This is a genomic window from Pseudomonas sp. SWRI179 (genome assembly GCF_014268705.1).
Taxonomy (GTDB): Bacteria; Pseudomonadota; Gammaproteobacteria; order Pseudomonadales; family Pseudomonadaceae; genus Aquipseudomonas; species Aquipseudomonas zanjanensis.
In genome coordinates this window covers 36,545-53,701 of the sequence record NZ_JABWRA010000023.1, presented here as the reverse complement: position 1 = coordinate 53,701, position 17,157 = coordinate 36,545, and the positions used below count along the sequence as shown (strand labels likewise).

The 17,157-nt window shown below is 60.8% G+C and carries 18 protein-coding genes; 14 read left to right on the top strand and 4 right to left on the bottom strand.

Annotated elements, in window-relative coordinates; translation table 11 throughout:
* Positions 1-26 precede the first annotated feature (26 nt).
* Positions 27-635, bottom strand: coding sequence for an FMN-dependent NADH-azoreductase (locus tag HU767_RS15145; protein WP_186707669.1), 609 nt, complete (start codon positions 633-635; stop codon positions 27-29).
* Positions 636-764: 129 nt separating this feature from the next.
* Between HU767_RS15145 and HU767_RS15140 the strand changes: the two genes are divergently transcribed.
* Positions 765-1,673, top strand: coding sequence for a LysR substrate-binding domain-containing protein (locus HU767_RS15140; protein ID WP_186729862.1), 909 nt, complete (start codon positions 765-767; stop codon positions 1,671-1,673).
* Positions 1,670-2,020 carry an MmcQ/YjbR family DNA-binding protein gene (locus HU767_RS15135; protein WP_186707667.1) on the top strand — a complete coding sequence of 117 codons (351 nt, stop codon included), beginning with the start codon at positions 1,670-1,672 and terminating at the stop codon, positions 2,018-2,020. Before HU767_RS15140 ends, HU767_RS15135 begins: the two co-directional genes overlap by 4 nt.
* 4 nt (positions 2,021-2,024) lie before the next feature.
* On the opposite strand, the gene HU767_RS15130 is transcribed toward HU767_RS15135, so the two are convergent.
* Positions 2,025-2,444 (bottom strand): DUF1294 domain-containing protein, encoded by a 420-nt coding sequence (locus HU767_RS15130; protein WP_186729861.1) that lies wholly within the window; start codon positions 2,442-2,444, stop codon positions 2,025-2,027.
* Entirely contained in the window at positions 2,441-3,271 is an 831-nt protein-coding gene (locus HU767_RS15125) for an undecaprenyl-diphosphate phosphatase (RefSeq protein WP_186729860.1), read from the bottom strand. The genes HU767_RS15130 and HU767_RS15125 overlap by 4 nt, the downstream gene beginning before the upstream one ends.
* A gap of 273 nt (positions 3,272-3,544) precedes the next feature.
* Here HU767_RS15125 and HU767_RS15120 point away from each other — a divergent pair, with 273 nt between their 5' ends.
* From HU767_RS15120 to HU767_RS15080, 9 genes are all read left to right on the top strand, one after another.
* Positions 3,545-5,179, top strand: coding sequence for a methyl-accepting chemotaxis protein (locus tag HU767_RS15120; RefSeq protein ID WP_186729859.1), 1,635 nt, complete (start codon positions 3,545-3,547; stop codon positions 5,177-5,179).
* Positions 5,180-5,439: 260 nt separating this feature from the next.
* Entirely contained in the window at positions 5,440-6,003 is a 564-nt protein-coding gene (gene pnuC / locus HU767_RS15115; protein ID WP_186729858.1) for a nicotinamide riboside transporter PnuC, read from the top strand.
* Entirely contained in the window at positions 6,000-6,524 is a 525-nt protein-coding gene (locus HU767_RS15110; RefSeq protein ID WP_186707674.1) for an AAA family ATPase, read from the top strand. The genes pnuC and HU767_RS15110 overlap by 4 nt, the downstream gene beginning before the upstream one ends.
* Before the next feature lie 310 nt (positions 6,525-6,834).
* Entirely contained in the window at positions 6,835-7,281 is a 447-nt protein-coding gene (locus tag HU767_RS15105; RefSeq protein WP_186707662.1) for a hypothetical protein, read from the top strand.
* 1 nt (position 7,282) lies between these two features.
* On the top strand, positions 7,283-7,876 hold the full coding sequence (locus HU767_RS15100; protein ID WP_186729857.1) for an adhesin: 594 nt from the start codon (positions 7,283-7,285) through the stop codon (positions 7,874-7,876).
* 62 nt (positions 7,877-7,938) lie between these two features.
* On the top strand, positions 7,939-8,910 hold the full coding sequence (locus HU767_RS15095; protein ID WP_186729856.1) for a heme utilization protein: 972 nt from the start codon (positions 7,939-7,941) through the stop codon (positions 8,908-8,910).
* 235 nt (positions 8,911-9,145) lie between these two features.
* The gene (locus HU767_RS15090; protein ID WP_186707659.1) at positions 9,146-9,826 is read left to right on the top strand and encodes a C39 family peptidase; all 681 of its coding nucleotides are present in this window, start codon (positions 9,146-9,148) and stop codon (positions 9,824-9,826) included.
* A 58-nt stretch (positions 9,827-9,884) separates the two neighbouring features.
* Positions 9,885-10,631, top strand: a complete 747-nt coding sequence (locus HU767_RS15085; protein WP_186729855.1) for a hypothetical protein — start codon at positions 9,885-9,887, stop codon at positions 10,629-10,631.
* A 46-nt stretch (positions 10,632-10,677) separates the two neighbouring features.
* The gene (locus HU767_RS15080; protein ID WP_186707657.1) at positions 10,678-11,958 is read left to right on the top strand and encodes a hypothetical protein; all 1,281 of its coding nucleotides are present in this window, start codon (positions 10,678-10,680) and stop codon (positions 11,956-11,958) included.
* 160 nt (positions 11,959-12,118) lie between these two features.
* Here HU767_RS15080 and HU767_RS15075 read toward each other — a convergent pair whose 3' ends face one another.
* Positions 12,119-13,444 (bottom strand): sigma-54 dependent transcriptional regulator, encoded by a 1,326-nt coding sequence (locus HU767_RS15075; RefSeq protein WP_186707656.1) that lies wholly within the window; start codon positions 13,442-13,444, stop codon positions 12,119-12,121.
* Between the two features lie 341 nt (positions 13,445-13,785).
* Here HU767_RS15075 and HU767_RS15070 point away from each other — a divergent pair, with 341 nt between their 5' ends.
* From HU767_RS15070 to nhaB, 3 genes are all read left to right on the top strand, one after another.
* Positions 13,786-14,052 carry a hypothetical protein gene (locus HU767_RS15070; RefSeq protein ID WP_013693488.1) on the top strand — a complete coding sequence of 89 codons (267 nt, stop codon included), beginning with the start codon at positions 13,786-13,788 and terminating at the stop codon, positions 14,050-14,052.
* Between the two features lie 172 nt (positions 14,053-14,224).
* Positions 14,225-15,514, top strand: a complete 1,290-nt coding sequence (locus HU767_RS15065; RefSeq protein WP_186729854.1) for a hypothetical protein — start codon at positions 14,225-14,227, stop codon at positions 15,512-15,514.
* A 94-nt stretch (positions 15,515-15,608) separates the two neighbouring features.
* Positions 15,609-17,111 carry a sodium/proton antiporter NhaB gene (gene nhaB, locus HU767_RS15060; protein WP_186707654.1) on the top strand — a complete coding sequence of 501 codons (1,503 nt, stop codon included), beginning with the start codon at positions 15,609-15,611 and terminating at the stop codon, positions 17,109-17,111.
* Positions 17,112-17,157: the final 46 nt, after the last annotated feature.

Genomic DNA, 17,157 nt, shown 5'->3' with positions numbered 1-17,157 from the left:
AAGCGCTTGCTGCCTTTACGCAGGATTTACGCAGCGGCGAACTGCTGGCCGATCTGCAACGTGGCTTCGCTCAGGGCTTTGGTACGCATGTCGTCACCGTAGGACAGGCCTTCGGCACGGACAACTTCGATATCAGTGATGCCGAGAAAACCGAACACCAACTTGAGATAGTCTTCGTGACCCACGCCGCTCGGTTGGCCGGCATGCAAACCACCCGAGGTGGAAACGATCACCAGTTTCTTGCCACCGCACAGCCCTTCAGGGCCGGCTTCGGTGTAGCGGAACGTCTGGCCGGCCACGGCAATGCGGTCGATCCAGGCCTTGAGTTGGGTCGGAATGCTGAAGTTGTACATCGGCGCGGCGATGACCACCGCGTCAGCCGCCAGGAACTCGGCCATTGCCGACGCGCTGAGATCGGCTTCATGCTTCAGCGCAGCGTCGCGCAATTCAGCGCTGGTACCGGCGGCAACCAGCGTCTGCGCGGAAAAATGGCTGATCGCGTCGGCGGCCAGGTCACGGTAGGTGACGGCGATGCCTGGCTCGGCAGCTTTCCAGGCTTCAACCACTTCGCGGCTCAATTGGCGGGAAGCGGAGTGGTCGCCGAGGATGCTCGAATCGATGTGCAGCAGTTTCATATCAGTGCTCTCCAAATGAGGACCGCAACCAGGCGATCAATTGGCGACAATCCTATCGATGAAGCGAATGATCGATAAGTCAGCAAAAATGCGATAGTTTGTCCTACTGACAGGACAATAGAGCTCGACATGCAAGACCTCAATGACTTGTACTACTTCGCCAAAGTCGTCGAAGCCGATGGTTTCGCGGCCGCCGGACGCTTGCTGGGTATTCCCAAGTCCCGGCTGTCGCGGCGCATCGCCGAACTGGAAGAACGCCTCGGTGCTCGCCTGCTCCAGCGCACCACCCGCCAGTTGAAACTGACGGCGGTCGGCGAACGCTATCTGCGCCATTGCCAGGCCATGTTGCTGGAGGCCGAGATGGCCGACGAAGCGGTGGCGAGCATGTCCAGCGAGCCGCGTGGCCGATTGCGGGTGTCGAGCCCGGTGGGCCTGGCCCATCAGTTCCTGCCGGTGGTGATCGAAACCTTCCTGGTGAAATACCCCTTGGTGCAACTGGAAATGACCCTGCTCAACCGGCGGGTGGACCTGATCGGCGAAGGCATCGACGTGGCGTTGCGCGTGCGCGACCTGGGGGACGAAGACCCGCTGTTGATGACCCGGCGTTTGCGTCGGGCACGGCTGATGCTGGTCGCCAGCCCGGCCTTCGTCGAAGGGCGGCGGATCGAAACCCCGGACGATCTCAAGCCGCTGCCGGTACTGGGGGCACTGGAAGCCGATCGCCTGGTGCATCTGCGCCTGGTCAAGGCCGATGGGCAGCAGGCCGAACTGAGCCTGGAAGCCCGCCTGGGCATTGACGACTTCATCGTGCGCCGGGCCTGCACCCTCGCCGGCCTGGGTTTCACGTTATTGCCAAGCATGTATTGCGAGCAGGAATTGCGTGACGGCACACTGGTGGAACTGCTACCTGGGTGGTCGTTGCCCGATGGCTGGCTACAAGCCGTCTACCCGCATCGACGTGGCATGTTGCCGGCGGTGCGCGCCTGGATCGATCATTTGGTGGAAGTCTTCGAGGGCTGTGGAGAAAAAACACTATGAATTTGAGCGAAGAGGATGTCGCGCGGTTTTGCCTGGGCTTGCCCGGTGCCAGGGAGGATTACAAATGGGGCGGCGTGCGGGTGTTTTCCATTGCCGGGAACAAGATGTTCGCCCTCCAAGGCCTGCGGGGCGACTCGTTGGCGTTCAAGGTCGACAAGGATCTGTTCCTGGGTCACTGCGACCGGCCGGGCATTCACCCCGCGCCTTATTTGGCGCGGGCCCAGTGGGTCATCATGCAGGTGCCCTACCCGCTCGGGGCCGAAGAATTGCGTGGCCTGCTGCAACGCTCACATCAATTGGTCGTGAGCAAATTGCCCAAGCGCACGCAGGTGGGCTTGTTGCTCTAGCCATTCAAAATAGAGAGCTGCCCAGGAACAACTGGTCGATCCAGAACACCTGGTGCAACAGCACGATGAACCAGAACACCACTTGAAACGATACTTTGCGGGTCTTGTGGCGAAACAACTGCTGGGCCAGCAAGGCCCCGGGCCAACCGCCAGCCAGCTCCAGCGCATGCAGCACGTTCTCCGGGGTACGCCAGGCGTCGGCGCGGGCCTTGCGCTTGTCGCTCCAGTACAGCAGGAACGCCACCAGGCTGACGACACCATAGGCCGCCATCGGCACCCACGATACTGCCCGTAGTCCGAACAGCAGTGAACCGAACAGCGGCAAGGCGCAGACCAGCGCAAACACCATCAGTTTGAGCCGCAGGTTTTGCACGCCGCCGCCGGCATTGCCCCCAGCGCGTTTGCGGGTGCCTGACTCGTTCATGGCTTGGCGGCGGTCCAGTCAACCCAACCGAACTGCCAGGTGGCCAGGATCAGCAGGCCGAACGCAATCCGATACCAGGCGAACACGGCGTAGCTGTGACTGGCGATGAACCGTAGCAGGCCCTTGACCGCGATCATGGCGAAGATGAACGCCGTGACGAAACCGATGGCGAACACCGGGAAATCCGCCGGCACGAACAGCTCACGGTACTTGTAGCCCGAGTACACGGCCGCACCGACCATGGTCGGCATCGCCAGGAAGAACGAAAACTCGGTGGCGGTCTTGCGTGACAGCCCGAAGAGCAAGCCCCCGATGATGGTCGCACCGGAACGGGATGTACCCGGGATCATTGCAATGCACTGGGCCAGACCGACCTTCAACGCATCCTTCCAGGAAATATCGTCCACCGTTTCAGCATGCACCTGGTGCTGGCGCTTTTCGGCCCAGAGCATCACCAGGCCGCCCACCACCAGAGCGGCGGCCACGGTGACCGGGTTGAACAGGTAATGGTGGATCCAGTCGGCAAACAACACGCCCAATATCACGGCGGGAAAGAAGGCAATCAGCAGGTTGGCGGTGAACCGGCGGGCGCTGGGTTGCGTCGGCAGGCCCAGCACCACGTCGAAGATCTTGCGCCGGAACTCCCAGACCACCGCGAGGATCGCGCCGAGCTGGATGATGATGTTGAATGCCATTGCACGTTCGCCACCGAACTCGAGCAAGTCGGCGACGATGATCTGGTGCCCCGTGCTGGAAATCGGCAGAAACTCCGTCAAACCCTCTACTACGCCAAGAATCAATGCCGAAAAGGCCGTCCACAAATCCATTCATCCCCCAAAAAAGACCCTGCTCATGCGGGTCTTATCGCTATTCAAGTGTCATACAGGTCCACGCAGCGGCTGCACGATAGCTGCGATCATCCAAAAAAAACCAATGAAAAAATCAGAACAGGCTCAGGTTTTGCGCCGCGGGGCCGAAATCCTATCAGACAAGCCCTGATAACGCTGCCGCGTTGTGACTCAGGTCAATGACCGATAGCGGCCGGGCGTTACAGTGCCGGCCGTCGATATGACAAGAATAAAAAACCGGAGTGACAGCGTATGAATAGCTTGCGCAGTGTGTCGATCAGCCGACGCTTGTGGCTCATCCTGGTCGTGGCCGTCGTGATGTTGTTCACGCTCGGCGCCTTTATGCTCAAGCAGATCCACACGGATCTGTATCAGGCCAAGGTGCAGAAAACCCAGCATGTGGTGCAGACCGCCAGCGGCGTATTGAGCTACTACCATGGGCTGGAAACCGCCGGCACCCTGACCCGCGAGGCGGCGCAGAAGCAAGCCCTCAGCGCGGTGCGAGGCCTGCGCTATGACCAGAGTGACTACTTCTGGATCAACGACTTGACGCCGGTCATGGTCATGCACCCGACCAACCCGAAGCTTGAAGGCCAGAACCTCTCGGCGATCCGCGACCCGAACGGCTACGCGTTGTTCAACGAGATGGTCGCCATCGCCAAGGCCAAGGGCGCCGGCATGATCAACTACCTCTGGCCCAAGCCAGGGGCCGAAGCACCGGTCGGCAAGACTTCCTACGTCAAATTGTTCGAACCGTGGGGCTGGATCATCGGCTCAGGGGTTTACATCGATGACGTGCAGGCTGAGTTTCAATCCCAGATGATCAAGGCCTCCTTGATCGGCTTGGCAATTACCGTGCTCATGAGCCTGTTCTTGACCTTGATCGTACGCAGCATCGTCCGCCCACTCCAAGAGACCGTCAACGCCATGGCCAACATCGCCAGCGGCGAGAGCGACCTGACCCGCACCCTCGACACCCACGGCCAGGACGAAGTCACCCAACTGGCCCGGCATTTCAACGCCTTTACCGCCAAACTGCGCCAAGTGGTGAGCCAATTGCAGGCTTCTGCCAGTGAGCTGGGGCAATCTTCCAACGAATTGGGCAACGACGCGGCTCAAGCCCAAGAACGCAGCCAGCAGCAATCGCAACAAATGGAACTGGTAGCCACCGCGATCAATGAAGTGACGTATGGCGTGCAGGACGTGGCCAAGAACGCCGAGCACGCCGCCAGCGAGATGCGCGACGCCGAATCCCAGGCCCAGCAAGGCCAGGTCAACATCGACGGCAGCTTGCAGCAGATCGATCGCCTGTCCCAGACCATCGACCAGGCGGTGGAAGTGATTCGCACCCTGGCCAGTGAAAGTACCCAGATTGGCAGTGTGTTGGAGGTGATCCGCTCCATTGCCGAGCAGACCAACCTGCTGGCCCTCAACGCGGCGATCGAAGCCGCCCGCGCTGGCGAGCAAGGCCGGGGCTTTGCGGTGGTCGCCGACGAAGTGCGGCTGCTGGCCCAGCGTACGCAGAAGTCCACCGCTGAGATCCAGTCGATGATCGAGCGCCTGCAAACCCATTCCGAAGCCGCCGTGAAAGTCATCGGCGACAGCAGCCGTGCCTCGCAACTGACCATCGAACAGGCGGGCCTGGCCGGTGCCAGCCTCAACGCCATCGGCCAGGCCCTGCGCAACCTCAACAGCCTGAACGCCTCCATTGCCAGCGCCACCCTGCAACAGGCCCATGTGGTAGAAGACATCAACCAGAACGTCACCCAGGCCGCCGGACTGTCCCACAGCACCGCCATGGCCGCCGAACAGTCCAGCCAGGCAAGCAGCCGCCTGAAGGCGCTGAGTGAACAGCTTAACGGGTTGCTCAAGCAGTTCCGGGTCTAAGGATTGATGAACCCCTTGTGGGAGCGGGCTTGCTCGCGAATGCGGTGTAACAGTCAGCAAATGCATGACTGAAGGACAGCATTCGCGAGCAAGCCCGCTCCCACATTGGTTCTGTGTGGGTCTTTTCAGGTTGGGTGGTCACCACAGAGCCCAGCGGGAGCAAGCTCCCTCGCCACGGGCTCAACCAACAATGGTATTGGAGCTCTCCACGCCATAGCGTTTACAATCGCCGCCCTCTCCTCTTTCCCCAAGGAACCGCCATGTCCGGGCTTGAACTGTTTGCCGCAGCCCTCGGCGTGATCGCTGTCTGGTTGACCGTCAAGCAGAACCCCTGGTGCTGGCCGATCGGCCTGGTCATGGTGTTGCTGTACAGCTGGATTTTTTTCGAAGTGAAGTTGTACTCGGACATGCTGCTGCAGGTGGTCTACGCAGTGTTGCAACTCTACGGCTGGTGGCAATGGACCCGTGCCGGGCACAATCATGATGGGCGTCAGGTCAGCCATCTCGGTGGGCCGTCGGTGCTGCTCGGCCTGGCCATCGGCGCGGCGGGCAGCCTGCTGTTGGGAGCCGCCATGGCCCACTGGACCGACGCCGCCCAGCCCTGGCTCGATGCCGCGCTCACCGGTTTCAGCCTCGTCGCTCAATGGTGGATGGCGCAAAAACGCGTGCAATGCTGGCCGTTGTGGATCGTCCTGGACGTGATCTTCGTCGGCCTGTTCATCTACAAGGGCTTGCACTTGACCGCCGCGCTCTACGCCCTGTTCACGTTGCTGGCCGTGCAAGGCTGGCGGGAATGGCGCGCCGACCCGGCCCTGCGCGCATGAAGGTGGTGGTCCTGACCGGCCCGGAATCCAGCGGCAAGAGTTGGCTGGCGGCGCAACTCCAGGCACATTTTGGTGGCGTGCGGGTGGACGAGTACGTGCGCCATTTCATGGAGCAGACCCAGCGCGATACGTGCCTGGCGGACATCACTGACATCGCCTCCGGCCAGTTGGCCTGGGAAGACGAGGCACGTGCCCGCCGACCCTCGCTATTGATCCTCGACACCCACCTGTTGAGCAACATCCTCTGGAGCCAGACCCTTTTTGGTGACTGCCCGGACTGGCTCGAACCGGCGTTGCTGGCCCGTCATTACGACTTGCAGCTGCTGTTGAGCCCCGAGCAGGTCGAATGGACTGGCGACGGTTTGCGTTGCCAACCCGAGCTGGCAGAACGACTGGCTTTTTTCGACGCCATCGAGGCGTGGCTGAGTCGACATCGGCAACCGTTCCAGATCATTCGGGGCAACTGGGCGCAACGCCAGCGGCAAGTGTTCGCGGCCGTCGCCCAACTGACCGCAGGATGATTTGTCTCACGCTTGAAACATCACGCTCGCGGCAAACCCGGATCCAACATCGTTTCAGATGATTGTCATCAAGACTGTCAAGTCACTGAAACACCCACCCAAAAACCTGGATCCAGAGCCCTGGAACAGCGTGCAGCCGGTTGGCCATCCCGTGCGTTGTCTCAGCGCTGAAACAGGTTTCTTCCCCCGCTGCGCGCGCCTGAACTCAACTCATTGAATTCACAGGTAATTCAAAACCCGGCACAACACCTGCTCTTCCCCACTTCGCAACGCTGACTAGGGCCAGCGTACCGAAGAAGGAATCGATGCCATGGGGATGTTCGACAGGGGTATGACCTGCCTGCTATTCATCGGCTGCGCCGCCGGCGCAACGTTCAGCCTGCCCGCGCAGGCCGAGGGCAACGGCGTCATCGTACTCAACCGTGACGTGCAACCCATCGCAATCGGTCGCAACGGTGGCAAAGACCCCTACCCGACCACCGTCAATGCCAATCCCTCCGAACGCATCAACCAGGCGACCAATAGCACCGAACTGAGCGATGGCGAATTCGCCAGCGTGGCCAGCGGTTCGTCGATCCGCAACATCGTCACCCCCAATACCGGCGTGCAGGGCCTGAACGTGGTCACCAACCCCAACGGCATGCCGGGCATGAATGCCGGCCACGGTGGCGGCAGCGGCGGAGCGATCTCTGGCACCATCAACCGCTCGCTGAGTTCCGGCCTGGCCCCGCTGGGTCGATTGGCGGGAGGTCAGTGACATGAAACCCGTCCTGTTTCTACTCGCCCTGATCATGCTGTCCCTGCTCAGTTCTTTCACGGTATTTGCCGATTCGGGCGTGGCGGTGGTCAGCAACGCCAACCTGCAGGATTCCGGCAGCCAGTACACCGGCAACTTCAACGTCAACCAGGCGGCCGGCGACCAAATCCAGCAAACCAACACCCGGGCCATTGCCATTGGCAGCCACGCCCAGGCCAGCACCCGCGTACAGCAAAGCGTCGACACCCAGGCCAACCCCTCCATGAACGCCACCGCCCGTATCGGTGGCCACTCCTTTACCAACGGCAACGGCGTGCTGGGCGTGAACCAGTCCGCCGGGGCCAACAACCAGATGGCCAATGTCATGCGGGTGGGCATCAGTGCCCATCCGCAGAGCATTGACGACAGCGCCCTGTCCCAACAGAACGTGGCGTTGCTACCGAACTCAGGCGCAACTGGCGCCCCAACCGGCAGTCGCCAGGTCGTTACCAGCGACCAGGCCTTCACCGGCAGCCGAGGGGTGATTCAGGTGAACCAGAGTGCCGGGGTGGGGAACCGCATGGCTAACACCCTGAGCATCCGGGTCGCTGACTGATCCGGCGCAGTGGGCATAAGAAAGTACCAACACTTAACCAACGACACGCAAGGAGAAACACCATGAAACCTACAATGGCACTCAAACCATTGGTTTTCGCTCTCGCCGCTGTCATGGCAATGGCTGCACAGGCTGACGGAAACGGCAACGGTCATGGCAACGGCCATGGCAACCATGGTCCCAAAGGGCCGACGCTGGAACAATTGCTCTCCATCAGCGCCGGCGCTGGGGCCACGGTGCTGGATGTGCAAAATAGCGACAGCAACGTTGTGACCAACCAGGCGACCCGAAACACCGCCGAGGCCACTGACTCGCTCAATGGCAGCAACGGCAACATGGGCGCCAACATCGCCGCCGGCGATGGCAACCAGCAAGACAACGCCGCCGCATTGGCCACCGCCGACGAAAGCTTCATCTTCGGTAGCGCGGTGGCCGCATCCAGCGCCACTCAGGTCAATAACAACAACTATGTGAAAAACAACTCCACGCAAAACAACGCCTCGCTCACCAACGCGGGCAACAGCGGCTCCGGCAACATCGGCATCAACGTGACCGCCGGCAACTTCAACCAGCAGAAAAACAACCTGGCTATCGCGGTGTCGGGCGGTCGGGTCGCCCAGGCCGCAGCAGCGGCTGACCAGTCGTCCACCGGCCTGGTGGTCGACAACAAAGGCGTGAAGAAGAACGAGGTCGTTACCCTCACCAGTTCCTATGAGGCGTCCGGCTCCTTCAAGGCCAAAGGCACCGGTACCGTCGAAGACGACGGCGGCTGGGGCAACAAAGGTGGCTACGGCGGCGGCCACGATGACGACAAGTTCAAGTTCTCCGCCGTGGGGACTTTCGAACTGGCCGGCAGCAACACCCAGCAGGTGCTGACCCGCGACGGTTGGAAAAACCCTGTGATCAACAACGCCACCATGACCAACTCCATGAACGGCTTCTCCGGTAACGGCGGCGCCAACGTGTCGGCGGGCGTGGGCAACCAGCAAAGCAACTCGCTGTCCATCGCGGCTGGCTGCAAGGCTTGCATGTAAGCGCGGGTGAAACGGAGCCCCGGCAACAGCAATGCTGTTTCCCTAGGGTTTGGATGAATCTTGTGGCGAGGGAGCTTGCTCCCGCTCGGTTGCGCAGCAACCGCAAAAACTTGGGGCCGCTCCGCAGCCCAGCGGGAGCAAGCTCCCTCGCCACGGACTCATTTCAATGCTCTAGACGAACGGTACCGCTGGGAAACGGGGCTTTTTTCCCGGATGTCCATCAGGCGTATTGATCATGCGTGTCACTGCCGTTTCCCTGTTGCTCTGCCTGGCCTGTATGGCCGAAGCGGCGCAGATGCCGGTCGCCGCCCTGCCTGGCGGCATGCTGGTCTACAAACCGGTGCAAAGCGTACGCGAGCGCAAGTTCAGCGACATCGTCGAACAGAAAACCGACTTCAGTTGCGGCGCCGCCGCCCTGGCGACGGTGCTACGCCAAGCCTATTGGCTCGACGTCGATGAAGAGCACGTCATCAAAGGCATGCTGGTCAATGCCGACCATGACCTGGTTCGCACCCAGGGCTTTTCCATGCTGGACATGAAGCGCTACGTGGAAACCATCGGCATGCGTGCCCGAGGCTACCGGATACCGCCGGAGAAACTCGAAGCGGTGACGATCCCGGTGGTGGTCCTGATGGAAATACGCGGCTACAAGCACTTCGTGGTATTGCAGCGAGCCGACAAGCAATGGGTCTACATCGGCGACCCGGTGCTGGGGCACAAACGCTATTCCCACGATGAGTTCGTCAAAGGCTGGAACGGCATCGTCTTCGCGATCGTCGGCCCGGGCTATGACAAGACCAATGCCCTACGCAGCCCTCCTCAACCGCTGACGGCCCGTAACAAGCTGGACGGTTTCAACCCGGTCAGGGATGCGGAATTGATGGATTTCGGCTTCATACAGAGCGACTTTTTCTAATCGCCGACCACTGCCAACAATAAGTACAAAAAGGAGCAGGACGCTCCGGGAGCAGCACATGAAAACTTCACACTGGCTGTCGCTGGCCTGCCTGCTCGCGACCGCCTCGGGCTATGCCCATGCCGGTTTCAAACCCATCGAGGTCAAGGACCAGGAGCTCGCCGAGCTGCGCGGTCGTTATGTCATGCCCGGCCGCGTCATCAGCTTCGGCATCGTCATGAGCAGTACCTGGCGCAACGCCAGCGGCGACCTGATCGGCGCCAGCAGCACCATGCAAATCCAAGCCGCGACCGTGAAACCCGAGTTCTATGTCTCCACCATCAAGCAAACCGGTAACGGCAGCGTCCCGGAACAGGGCAGCGGCAACATTACCGGTGGCGCCGGCCTTGGCACGAGCCAGGGCGTGACCCAGAGCGTGCGTGCCGCCGGCGACGGCAACACGGCCTACAACAGCGTCAACATCAATGTGAAGGAGAGCAGCCAGGCGCCCGCGCTTGTCCCCTCCCAAGGCCAACTGTTGACCAAGGGCCAGACCATCAGCGGCAGCAATGCCGCCGGCAGCGTCGCGGTCACTGCCACCGGCAACGGCGTGCAGATGGCGATCCAGGCCAGCCACAACCAGGGCGGCACCTTGCAACAAGTGGCCCAGGGCGGCTTGCTGCAAAACACTCGCCTGTTGGGCAACAGCAACCTGGTCAACAACATGACGCAGCTCAACGTGGTGCTGAACAACAACGGCCCCAGTGCCGGCGCATTGGACTGCAACCTGACCCAACTGCGCGGCCTCCGTAACCTCGGTTATTGAACTACGCTGGTTTCCGATCATTGGGCAAATAGGGACGGCATATTTCATGTATCGATCCGTATCGTTGCGCGCTGTGATGTGTTTAAGCACGTTATTCCCGGCGGCCGTGTTACAGGCGGCCCCGGATGCCGAAATAGAAGCCCTGAAACAGCAGCTTCTAGAGCTCAAGCAACGATACGAGGTCCAGCAAAAGGCCCTGGCGGTGCTCGAGCAGCGGGTTCGCCAAGTAGAGGACCAACCCGCCGCGCCACAACCCAAGCGCCTGGCCAAATCCCCGGCCGACATGAAAGGCAACCAGACCGCCGGCGGTGCTGCGACAACAGCGGGCGGCAGCGGCTATGGGCAATCCCTGGCCGACGATTCCCAGCCGGCCCAAAGTGTCTCCAACCTCTATGACGAGGCCAGCGGCTTCTTCGGCGGCGGCAAGTTCAGTTTCGAGACCGGCGTGACCTATTCGCGCTATGACACGCGGCAACTGATCCTCAACGGCTTCCTGGCCCTGGATTCGATTTTCCTGGGCAACATCAACCTCGACCGAATCAAGGCCGACACCTGGACGCTGGACCTTACCGGTCGCTACAACTTCGACAATCGCTGGCAGTTCGACCTCAACGTGCCGGTGGTCTACCGCGAATCCACCTACCAGTCAGGCGGCGCGAACAACGGTGCGGCCGGGGTCACCAGCGAAGAAACCGTGACCCGCGACCCGACCATCGGCGACGTCAATTTCGGCATCGCCTACAAGTTCATGGATGAGTCGATCAACTCTCCGGACGCGGTGGTCACCCTGCGGGTCAAGGCCCCCACCGGCAAGGATCCGTTTGGTATCAAGCTGCGCCAATCCCAGGCCAACACCAACCTGTTCGTGCCCGACGACTTGCCCACCGGCAACGGCGTCTGGTCGATCACGCCCGGGCTCTCGCTGGTCAAGACCTTCGACCCAGCCGTCCTGTTCGGCAGCCTTTCCTACACCCATAACCTCGAAGAGTCATTCGACGACATCAGCTCCACGGTCAACCAGAAGACCCCGGGCAAGGTGCGGATCGGCGATAGCTTCCAGATCGGCGCGGGCGTTGCCTTTGCGTTGAACGAGAAGATGAGCATGTCGTTCTCGGTCTCCGACCTGATCCAGAAGAAAAGCAAGCTCAAGCAGGACGGCGGCGACTGGGAATCGGTGACCTCCAGCGACGCCAACGCCGGTTACTTCAATATCGGCATGACCGTCGCTGCGTCCGACAACCTGACCATCGTGCCGAACCTGTCCATCGGGCTGACGGACGATGCGCCGGATTTCACCTTTAGCCTGAAATTCCCGTATTACTTCTGATGTCCTTAAGGGTATGTGATGAGCACATACCCAAGGGCACTGCAAAACTACTGTGGGAGCGGGCTCGCTCGCGAAGGCGGAGTGTCAGGTTAATCAATATCACTGACACACCGCCTTCGCGAGCAAGCCCGCTCCCACAATGACTTGTGTGTAGGCAGTTCTAGCGAATCTGGTGTTTATGCAGCAGACGATAGAACGTCGGCCGGGACACGCCCAATACCCGTGCCGCCACGCTCAAGTTGTCGCTGTGACGGTTGAGCACATCGCTCAGGGCCTGGCGCTCGGCGCGGGTCTTGTAATCTTCCAGCGTACCCATCGGCGCCGCGATACCCTGCTGGCTGGCCAGGCCGAGGTCCCGGGCTTCGATCTGGCGCCCTTCGGCCAGCACCAACCCGCGACGGACGCGATTGGCCAACTCCCGCACGTTGCCGGGCCAGTCGTGCATGCCCATCGCCACCAGGGCATCGTCACTGAAGCTACGGGGACGACGGCCGGTCTCCCGGCTGTAGAAATGGGAAAAGTGACTGGCCAACATCGCCAGGTCGCCATGGCGTTCGCGCAAGGGTGCCATGACCACTTGCAACACATTCAAGCGGTAATACAAGTCCTCGCGAAATCGCTTGTGCTCGATGGCCGCCTCAAGGTCCACGTGGGTGGCCGCCAAGACCCGCACATCGACGGCGATCGGCTGGCTGCCGCCAACCCGCTCAATGTGTTTTTCCTGGAGGAAACGCAGCAAGTTGGCCTGCAACTCCAACGGCAGGTCGCCAATCTCATCGAGAAACAACGTGCCCCCGTGGGCCGCCTCGATCCGTCCGATCTTGCGTTGGTGAGCGCCGGTAAATGCGCCCTTCTCATGACCGAACAATTCGGACTGGATCAAGTGCTCCGGAATGGCGCCGCAGTTGATGGCGATGAACGGCTTGTTGCGCCGATGCGACTGGCAATGCAGGGTGCGCGCCACCAGTTCCTTGCCGGTGCCGCTCTCACCGCGAATCAACACGGGCGACTCGGCCGGCGCCAACTTGCTCAACAACTTGCGCAGTTCGCGAATCGGCTTGCTGTCGCCCAGCAGTTCATGTTCGGGCTGGTCGATGTGAATCGAGCCTTGGCCCCGCAGGCGCGCCATGCCAAACGCCCGGCCCAGGGTCACCTGGACCCTGGACACGTCAAAGGGCAAGGTATGGAAGTCAAAAAACCATTCGCAGACAAAATCACCGACGTTTTGCAGGCGCAAGACTTCCTGGCTGAGCACGGCGATCCACTCCGTGCCGCTACGGCTGATCAATTCCTTGACCGCTTCCGGGCGTTCCAGGTGGAACGGTTGCAAGCGCAGCAGACCGACGTCACAGGTCCGATCGCCGGCGTGTTCAAGGGCGCAACTGTCCACATCCCACCCAATGCTGCGCAGCCCCGGCAACAGGCGATGACAATCGTCGCAGGGATCAACCACGAGCAGACGACGTGACGTACTGGCTTCGATCATGACTGATCCTTGGCGCCAAAATAAGGAAATATGATTAGAAACAGTCGTTTGGCAAACCTGCATGTAACAGTAGCAAGAAGTTGACGCACCCTTGTATCAATTGATTATCGAGATCACGTTAAAGTGGTTATAAGCGAGCGTTTCGTTAGTTGTCACAGGCGTTTTTCTTTCAGGGTGCTTTCAAACAAAAGAGCAAAAGCCTGGTCTGAAAGAAAATCGAAATTTATTTAAATAATGTGTGACCCGCCTACGGGTTCGGGACATCAGTACAAGTAACCAGCCGCACGGTACGCCCAACCGACGGCACATCATTTGTTTGGGCACACTGAAGAGAAAACGCCATGAACGCCCCGCTCCGTATCAACGAAGCTCTTTTGATTGCCGACCGCGCATTCCGTCCTTTCCAATGCGTGGCCTGGGCTCCACAAGACGGTAACGGTGAACTTAGCCTGACCGTCATCGACCGCACCAATACCCATATTGGCCGCACTCAGATTCCAAGCAGCGCCTATACCGACCCGGTCCAACTGGCCGATCTGTTGAAACAGGCCCGTGCCGAATTGAGCCAGGAAGGCTACACCTTGCAATCCTGGTCGATGCCGGAATAAAGCCTGTTATCGATTGCAGGCTTGGCATTGGGTTGTAAAGCCATTGTTATGGCACGCAGCGCCGCAGCATCTGTAGAAACTGACAGTTGTGCATTGTCCCATTCAGGGATTGAATGTTGCCCTCATGCAGTCATCGCCCTTTCGGGCGGTCGACACGCAAGGAGAGGCAGGCATGCTCAACCAGTTCGCGTTCGTGCTCCCCAAGACCATGGCCCACCCCGGGCAACTTGATCCAGGCTTTGCCGCCAACGGCAAAGCCTGGGTTCATTTCCAAGACAGCACCTCGAGCCTGATCACCGGACTGACCCTCGACCGAGCCGGACGAATCCTGGTGGCAGCCAGGATCGAGACGGCCCACGGCAGCCGATTCGGACTGGCGCGACTCAACCCTGACGGTTCGACCGACCCGGTTTTCGGCACCCGCGGCTGCGTGATCGACGCGTTTGACCACGGCTTCGAAGCGACGGCAGGCAAAGTGATCGAGCTGCCCGACGGGCATATCCTGCTGTCGGGCCTGCACTACGAAAACAACGAGCACACCCTGCCCGCCCTGGCGCTGTTCGATCCGCAAGGCCGTGCTGTCCAGAGCTTCGGCAACGCCGGCCGGCATATCATCCGGCTCTGCGGCAATCTCTCCCAAGGCCTGCGCGACCCCTGGCTGCCGCCCGGCGTGCCAGGTCTCGAGGCCTGCGACATGCAAGTGCAGGCCGATGGCCGGATCCTTTTGCTCGCCAACCATCATTACCAATTGTCCGACCATGTCGGCGTACTGATCCGACTCCTGCCGGACGGGGCCCTGGACACCTCATTCAACGGTCGCGGTTTCGTGATGGTCCGACGCTTGTTGAAAAATACCTGGCTCGGCTGCCTGACGCTCCAGGCTGACGGCCATATTGTCGTCGGTGGCGCCATCGACCTGCCCCAGCATGGCTTGATAGCCCGCTATGACAGCAGCGGCAGGCTCGATGACAGCTTCGGCGAAGAGGGCTTCCTGTCCATCCTGGCCCAGGGTCACAGCGCGATGATCAGCCAGATCGTCGAGGATGCGAACGGTGATCTGCAGGCGTTCGGCAGCAGTCGCGATCCGATGCATAGCCTGTCCCTGAAAGTGCGTCCAGACGGCAAGCCGGACCGTCATTGCAATCAGGGCCAGTGCCGGCTCATGGCGATCGGGCGCAACGCCAGCCAGTGGACCGCCGCCCAGCTTCAAGCGGACGGAAAGCTGGTCACCGCCGGCGCCACCATCGGCGGTATCGAGGCCGACTTCGTGCTTGCCCGGCATTTGCCGGATGCGAGCCTCGACCCGGATTTCGGCCACGGCAAAGGCTGGGTACGCACGCGACTCGGCTACAGTCTGGACACCGCCACCGCCGTGGCGGTGCAGGCTGACGGCAAAATCCTGGTGGGCGGCTACTCACTCCAGGGTCATTATCGAGCGGTGGTTGCGCGTTATTGGGCCTGAGTCAGATTGTCGCGGGCGAACGGTATTCATCCTACGCTTGATATTCCTCATTTCTTACGGCAAGTTGCGCGCTTCTAATTAAAAGGAGCAGCCAATGTCCGGTCCAATGGCTAAGGCTTTCGCGCATAACTTTCTGGGGAATTCCCCGCGTTGGTACAAGGCGTGCATCATCACCTTCCTGGTCCTCAATGCCGTCGTGCTGTGGACACTGGGCCCAGTCGTTGCAGGCTGGATGATCGTGCTGGAGTTCATCTTCACCCTGGCCATGGCCCTTAAATGCTACCCGCTGATGCCCGGCGGCCTGCTGATGGTCGAAGCCCTGGCGCTGGGCATGACCACTCCCAAGGCACTTTACGACGAATTGCTGCATAACTTCCCGGTCATCCTGCTGCTGATGTTCATGGTGGCGGGGATCTATTTCATGAAGGACTTGCTGCTGTTCCTGTTCTCGCGCCTGCTCCTGGGTGTGCGCTCCAAGGCCATCCTGGCCTTGATGTTCTGCTTTCTCTCGGCGTTCCTGTCGGCCTTCCTCGATGCCTTGACCGTCACGGCAGTGATCATCAGCGCCGCCGTGGGCTTTTATTCGGTGTACCACCGCGTGGCGTCGGGTAACGACCCGCGCCAGGACAGCAGCGTCGACGAAGACCACGATTTGCCTTCGCTGCACCAAGGCGACCTGGAGCAGTTCCGAGCCTTCCTGCGCAGTCTGCTGATGCATGGCGCCGTCGGTACGGCGCTGGGTGGCGTCTGCACCTTGGTGGGCGAACCGCAGAACCTGCTGATCGGCCATGAGATGGGCTGGCATTTCGCCGACTTCTTCCTGAAAGTCGCGCCGGTGTCGCTGCCGGTGCTCGCAGCCGGGCTGGCAACCTGTGTGGCGCTGGAAAAGCTGCGCTGGTTCGGTTATGGCACGCTGTTGCCGGACAACGTACGCGCCGTGCTCGCCGATTACGCCGAGCAGGACAATCGCGAACGCACCGCACGTCAACGCGCGGCCCTGATCGTCCAAGGCCTTGCCGCACTGCTCCTGATCGTCTGCCTGGCCCTGCACATTGCCGAAGTCGGCCTGATCGGCCTGATGATCATCGTGTTGATTACTGCCTTCACCGGCATCACTGACGAACATCGGCTGGGCAATGCATTCAAGGACGCGATGCCGTTCACGTCGCTGCTGGTGGTGTTCTTTGCGGTGGTGGCGGTCATTCACGACCAGCAACTGTTCACGCCGCTGATCCAATGGGTCCTGGCCCTGCCCGCCGACCAGCAGCCTGGCATGCTGTTCATTGCCAACGGCCTGCTCTCGGCCATCAGCGACAACGTGTTCGTGGCGACCATCTACATCACCGAGGTCAAGCAGGCCTTCGTCTCCGGTCACATGAGCCGCGAACAGTTCGAGACCCTGGCGGTGGCTATCAACACCGGCACCAACCTGCCGAGCGTCGCCACACCCAACGGCCAGGCGGCGTTCCTGTTCCTGCTGACCTCGGCGATTGCGCCGCTGATTCGCCTGTCCTATGGCCGGATGGTCTGGATGGCATTGCCCTACACCGTGGTGATGGGTGGCTTGGGGTGGTATGGGGTGACGTACTGGTTGTAGAAATACTGCTGAGAAAAAGGAAACCTGTGGCGAGGGAGCTTGCTCC

Coding starts and splice junctions, on each gene's coding strand:
- HU767_RS15140 (WP_186729862.1), top strand. CDS start 765: ATGCAAGACCTCAATGACTTGTACTACTTCGCCAAAGTCGTCGAAGCC.
- HU767_RS15075 (WP_186707656.1), bottom strand. CDS start 13,444: ATGATCGAAGCCAGTACGTCACGTCGTCTGCTCGTGGTTGATCCCTGC.
- HU767_RS15145 (WP_186707669.1), bottom strand. CDS start 635: ATGAAACTGCTGCACATCGATTCGAGCATCCTCGGCGACCACTCCGCT.
- HU767_RS15120 (WP_186729859.1), top strand. CDS start 3,545: ATGAATAGCTTGCGCAGTGTGTCGATCAGCCGACGCTTGTGGCTCATC.
- HU767_RS15110 (WP_186707674.1), top strand. CDS start 6,000: ATGAAGGTGGTGGTCCTGACCGGCCCGGAATCCAGCGGCAAGAGTTGG.
- HU767_RS15100 (WP_186729857.1), top strand. CDS start 7,283: ATGAAACCCGTCCTGTTTCTACTCGCCCTGATCATGCTGTCCCTGCTC.
- HU767_RS15070 (WP_013693488.1), top strand. CDS start 13,786: ATGAACGCCCCGCTCCGTATCAACGAAGCTCTTTTGATTGCCGACCGC.
- HU767_RS15080 (WP_186707657.1), top strand. CDS start 10,678: ATGTATCGATCCGTATCGTTGCGCGCTGTGATGTGTTTAAGCACGTTA.
- HU767_RS15095 (WP_186729856.1), top strand. CDS start 7,939: ATGAAACCTACAATGGCACTCAAACCATTGGTTTTCGCTCTCGCCGCT.
- HU767_RS15085 (WP_186729855.1), top strand. CDS start 9,885: ATGAAAACTTCACACTGGCTGTCGCTGGCCTGCCTGCTCGCGACCGCC.
- HU767_RS15130 (WP_186729861.1), bottom strand. CDS start 2,444: ATGAACGAGTCAGGCACCCGCAAACGCGCTGGGGGCAATGCCGGCGGC.
- HU767_RS15065 (WP_186729854.1), top strand. CDS start 14,225: ATGCTCAACCAGTTCGCGTTCGTGCTCCCCAAGACCATGGCCCACCCC.
- HU767_RS15135 (WP_186707667.1), top strand. CDS start 1,670: ATGAATTTGAGCGAAGAGGATGTCGCGCGGTTTTGCCTGGGCTTGCCC.
- nhaB (WP_186707654.1), top strand. CDS start 15,609: ATGTCCGGTCCAATGGCTAAGGCTTTCGCGCATAACTTTCTGGGGAAT.
- HU767_RS15105 (WP_186707662.1), top strand. CDS start 6,835: ATGGGGATGTTCGACAGGGGTATGACCTGCCTGCTATTCATCGGCTGC.
- HU767_RS15125 (WP_186729860.1), bottom strand. CDS start 3,271: ATGGATTTGTGGACGGCCTTTTCGGCATTGATTCTTGGCGTAGTAGAG.
- pnuC (WP_186729858.1), top strand. CDS start 5,440: ATGTCCGGGCTTGAACTGTTTGCCGCAGCCCTCGGCGTGATCGCTGTC.
- HU767_RS15090 (WP_186707659.1), top strand. CDS start 9,146: ATGCGTGTCACTGCCGTTTCCCTGTTGCTCTGCCTGGCCTGTATGGCC.